This window comes from Halorubrum sp. SP9, from assembly GCF_005435015.1.
Taxonomy (GTDB): domain Archaea; phylum Halobacteriota; class Halobacteria; order Halobacteriales; family Haloferacaceae; genus Halorubrum; species Halorubrum sodomense.
The window spans coordinates 1-4,151 of the sequence record NZ_SGXU01000061.1; the positions used below are offsets into that span (position 1 = coordinate 1).

Below are 4,151 nucleotides of genomic sequence, written 5' to 3' on the forward strand. Positions count from 1 at the left end.
CGTGTGCTCTTCCGATCTGCCACCCCCAGAGCGCGGCCGCGACGCCGGCGAGCGCCAGCGCGGTGCCGAGCGGGCCGGCGACGAACCACCGGGTCGCGATCTCTGCGAGCGCGTAGCCGTTCGACTCCAGCGCCAGTTCGAGCGTGTAGTCGACCGAGTGGCCGAGGATGCGCCGCTCGCCGAAGCCGGGGCCGTCCATCGGTGCGAACTCCTGGTACGGGAACACGAGCGGCGAGCCCGTCATCCGGGCGTTGTACGCGAGCGTGACCCCGACGAACAGGGTGCCGAACAGCGCCGTCAGCCCCTGACGACGGATCGGGCCGGGGAGCTCGCGGGAGCCGCCGACCGAGAGCGCGCGGCGGCCGAGGGCCGCGAACGCGCGCGGCGTCGACCGATCCGTCTCGGCGCCGAAGCGGCGGACCGCCGCCCCTACCCGCCACGCCGCGTGGGCGATGAACGGCGCGGCGAACAGCACCGCGGTGTACGGCCGCGAGAAGAACGCGATCCCGATCGCGACGCCAGCGACGCCGGCGGCCGCGAGCGACCGGTCGCGGACGCCTCGGAGGTACGCGACCGCGAAGATCAGGTTGAAGAACGTCGTGGGCGCGTACGGGAGGAACGCCGACGACGTGGCGATCGCCATCGGTGACGCCGCGAACAGGACGCTCGCGGCGAGCCCCGCCCGCCGCCCGAACGTCTGCGAGCCGAGCAGGTACACCAGGGCGGCGTTGCCCGCGGCGACCGCCGCGAGCGTCACGCGCGGCTCGTCGAACAGCCACATCGAGACCGCGAACGTCGCCGCCGGGACGGGATTGTACTTCGGGTAGAGCCGGCCGCCGTCCTCGATGAAGAACCACGGGTGGACGGCGTCCGCGAGCGGACCGGCGTGGAACTCCAGCTGGCCGCCGAGGAGGAGCGCGGCCTGCGTGAGGTAGACGCCCTCGTCGTGGTTCGCGGAGTGGTGTGAGAAGACGGTGACGGCGATCGCGAACGTCAGGGCGCCGGCCGCGGCGGCGACCAGCGCGGCCGCGACCGTCACGCGGTCGGCGCGGGCGAGCCGCTTCCGGAGCCGGGCCGCGAGTCGGCGGGGACGGACGGCGGGTGGGAGAACTGGCACGAACGGTTATGATGTAGGCGCGGTGTGGTGGCGGTGAGACGATGCGATCAGCGCGGCGCGGGCGGCCTCAGATCTGGACGCCGGCGTCGCGCATGAGGTCGATCGTCGGTTCGAGGTTCGACAGCTGCGTCAGGTCGATGTCCGGGACGTCGAGCTCGTCGATCGGCGGGAGGTTGCCGATCGGGTCGACCTCGGGGATCAGCGGGTACTCGAAGGTGGAGCGCGCGAAGTAGTCCTGCGCCTCGGCCGACAGCAGGTGGCGGACGAAGTTCGCCGCGAGGTCGGCGTCGGACGCGGTGTCGACGACCGCGGCGCCCGCGACGTTGAACACGGCGCCCGCGTCGCCCTCGGTGAACGAGGTGGCGATCGGCGCCTCCGGGTTCCCGTCGAGCACGCGCTGGATGTAGTAGTGGTTCGTGAACGCGGCGTCGATCTCGCCGTCGGCGATCGCCTGACAGGTGACGAACTCGTCGGGGTACGTCGAGGCGCCGCGCTCGACCATCGCCTCGAGCCAGTCGCGGGTGGCCTCCTCGCCCTCGAGGATGCGCATCGCGGTGATGAACGCCTGCGCGGAGCCGTACGACGGCGCCCAGCCCAGGTCGCCCTCGAACTCCTCGGGGTACGCCATGATGTCGTCGGGCATCTCGCTCTCGGAGTACTCGTCGGTGTTGTACGGGACCGTCCGGGCGCGTCCGGAGGTGCCGACCCACTGCTCGGTCCGGAACTCCTCGCGCACCTTGTCGGTCACCTCGGACGGGAGCGCCTGGGTGCGCCCCTCGTCCGCGAGCGCGCCGAGCGCGCCGGAGTTGACCGAGTAGAACACGTCCGCGGGGGACCCCTCGCCCTCGTTCACGATCTGGTTCACGAGGTCGGTCGAGCCGCCGTACCGCACGGTGAGGTCGAGGCCGTCGTACAGGTCGTCGATGTAGCCGACGAGCTCGCCGACGAGGAACTCGCCGCGGCCGGAGTAGACGGTGAGCTCGCCCTCAAGCGCCGGCATCTCCGCCATCGGCGTCCCGCCCGGGAGCCCGCGCCCCGCTCGGCCGGAGCCGATCTGACCGATCGACGACTGCGCGCCGTCGTCGGTTCCGCCGCCCGTACAGCCCGCGAGTCCGACCGCGCCGACCGCGCCGGCGCTCGCGAGGAACCGTCTGCGATTCACCTTCGTCCCGGTGTGATCGTGGTTCGTCATGTGTTTTAGGCTTACCTAAATACTTTTAGTCGTGTCGGTTCAGTCGTCCGCGACCGCCGGCGTCCGGCGGATCGCGTCGAGACAGTCGAGCCAGTCGCGCATGTGTTCGCCGACGTGCGCGAAGAACGCGCCGTTCCGGTACTCGTCGAACTCCCCGTCCGCGAGCCGGTCGGCCATCGCGTCGTAGACCGCCGCGTAACCGTCGGCGTCGGCGCCGGCGTCGTCGATCAGCTCCCAGAGGTGTTCGTTGAGTTCGAGCCCGGCCACCTCGTTGTGGAGGTCGTCGAACGTCGAGCGCGGGGCCTTGTTGTGTTCACACAGCGGGCCGCCGTTGTAGATCCGCTTGCCGAGCACGTCGCAGGCGCGCTTCAGGAAGACGCCCGACCAGATGTCGTCGAAGCGGCCGACCTCCCACTCGTTGTCGTCCATCGGCAGCTGGTAGAACGCGGGGATCACCTCGCGGCGGAACGCGAGGTTCATCGAGCAGACGGTGAGGTAGTTGCCGCGCGCGGCGACGAAGTCGTCCGCGAAGTCGTCGGCGGTCGTGCGCGTCTGCGCTTGCCCTTCCAGGTCGCCGTCCATCAGGATCCGGACCGCGTCGAGGTCGGGAACGTTCGTCCACAGCCCCTGCGAGGCGACGACCTCGCCGGACTCGACCGCGACGGGGTCCGTCTCGACCGTCTCGTCCATCGCGGAGTAGGGGTACCCCCGGGGGTAGAGCCCGTGTTCGTCGGCGTTCTGATAGAGGACGTTCACCCAGTTCTCGTCGGAACTGACGGACTCGACCTCCCCGTCGAACGCGAGGTTCTCCATGTGACGCCCGAAGTAATCGGCGTCGTCGTGGGGGAGCGTGTCGTCGTCGATGAACAGGCCGTACTCGAAGGCGTCGGCGGCCCACATGTACAGCAGGCCGAAGCTCGTCTCGGCGTGGCTCGCGGCCGGGACGACGTGGCCGTACTCCGCGACCCCGTTGGCCTCGTACCACTCCTCGCGGCGGCTCCCGTCGAACACCTCGCCGGAGACGCCGAGGTCGTCGAGCATGGCGCGCATCTCGTCGGTCTCGCAGAAGTCCTCGGTGACGAGGACGAAGTGGAGCCGCGAGACGTCGAAGCCGTGTTCGCGGGCGTTCTCGACGTAGGCTCGGACGCACTCGTACTCCCGTATCGTCGGAACGATCACGCAGACGTCCGGACCGTCGCGGTCCGAGGCGGTCGGGCTCATACCCGACTGTTTTTAGGCTCACCTAAAAGTTTAGCGGTCCGCCGTCGGCCGCGTCGCCGTCGTGCCCGGTTCGCGTTCCGACTCGTCGGGTGCGTCCGCGAACGAGAGGTCGAACGCGGCCGCGACGAACCCGCCGCCCGCGAGCGTGACGGCGTTTTTCAGCGCGTGGTCGAGCGCGGCCGCGGCGAGCGCGGTCGCGGCCGGAAGCGGCGTGGTCGCGACGACGACTCCGGTGAACGCCGCCTCGTACAGCCCGATTCCGCCCTGCGAGAGCGGCAACACCTTCGCGAGGTTCCCGGCCGAGACGGCGAGGGTGCCGACGACGAGCAGCGTCGCCGGGTCGACGCCGCCCCCGAATCCGCCCGCGAGCGACGCGAGCACGAGGATCGCGGTCAGGGCGTCTACCCCCCACACGACGCCGCTCGCGAGCGACACCCGGACGAGTGCGCCCGCGTCGGCGGCGACGACGCGGACGGCGGCGCCGAACCGGACCGCGGCGTCGACGACCCGAGAGAGTCGGGGGCCGTCGGCGCGGTCGCGGAGCGCCGGACCGAACCGGCGGTCGCTCCGAGCGACCGCGACGGTGACCGCCGAGCCGAGTGCGGCCGCGAGCGCGAGCGC

At 71.1% G+C, this 4,151-nt stretch carries 4 protein-coding genes; all 4 read right to left on the reverse strand.

Translation table 11 applies throughout. The features are described from left to right. The coding region (locus EXE45_RS16145; protein ID WP_137694922.1) for a glycosyltransferase family 39 protein at nucleotides 1–1,117 on the reverse strand (1,117 nt) is incomplete at its 3' end. Between the two features lie 67 nt (nucleotides 1,118–1,184). Next, nucleotides 1,185–2,309, reverse strand: coding sequence for an iron ABC transporter substrate-binding protein (locus tag EXE45_RS16150; RefSeq protein WP_092920621.1), 1,125 nt, complete (start codon nucleotides 2,307–2,309; stop codon nucleotides 1,185–1,187). Nucleotides 2,310–2,348: 39 nt separating this feature from the next. Continuing rightward, nucleotides 2,349–3,530: an alpha-1 4-glucan-protein synthase gene (locus tag EXE45_RS16155; RefSeq protein ID WP_137694923.1), complete on the reverse strand. Its 1,182-nt coding sequence runs from the start codon at nucleotides 3,528–3,530 to the stop codon at nucleotides 2,349–2,351. A 30-nt stretch (nucleotides 3,531–3,560) separates the two neighbouring features. Next, nucleotides 3,561–4,151 (reverse strand): lysylphosphatidylglycerol synthase domain-containing protein (locus EXE45_RS16160; RefSeq protein ID WP_199233652.1); only part of this gene is annotated, 591 nt, incomplete at its 5' end.

Excerpts from the sequence above, each read along its gene's own strand:
- EXE45_RS16150 (WP_092920621.1), bottom strand. The coding sequence starts at position 2,309 with ATGACGAACCACGATCACACCGGGACGAAGGTGAATCGCAGACGGTTC.
- EXE45_RS16155 (WP_137694923.1), bottom strand. The coding sequence starts at position 3,530 with ATGAGCCCGACCGCCTCGGACCGCGACGGTCCGGACGTCTGCGTGATC.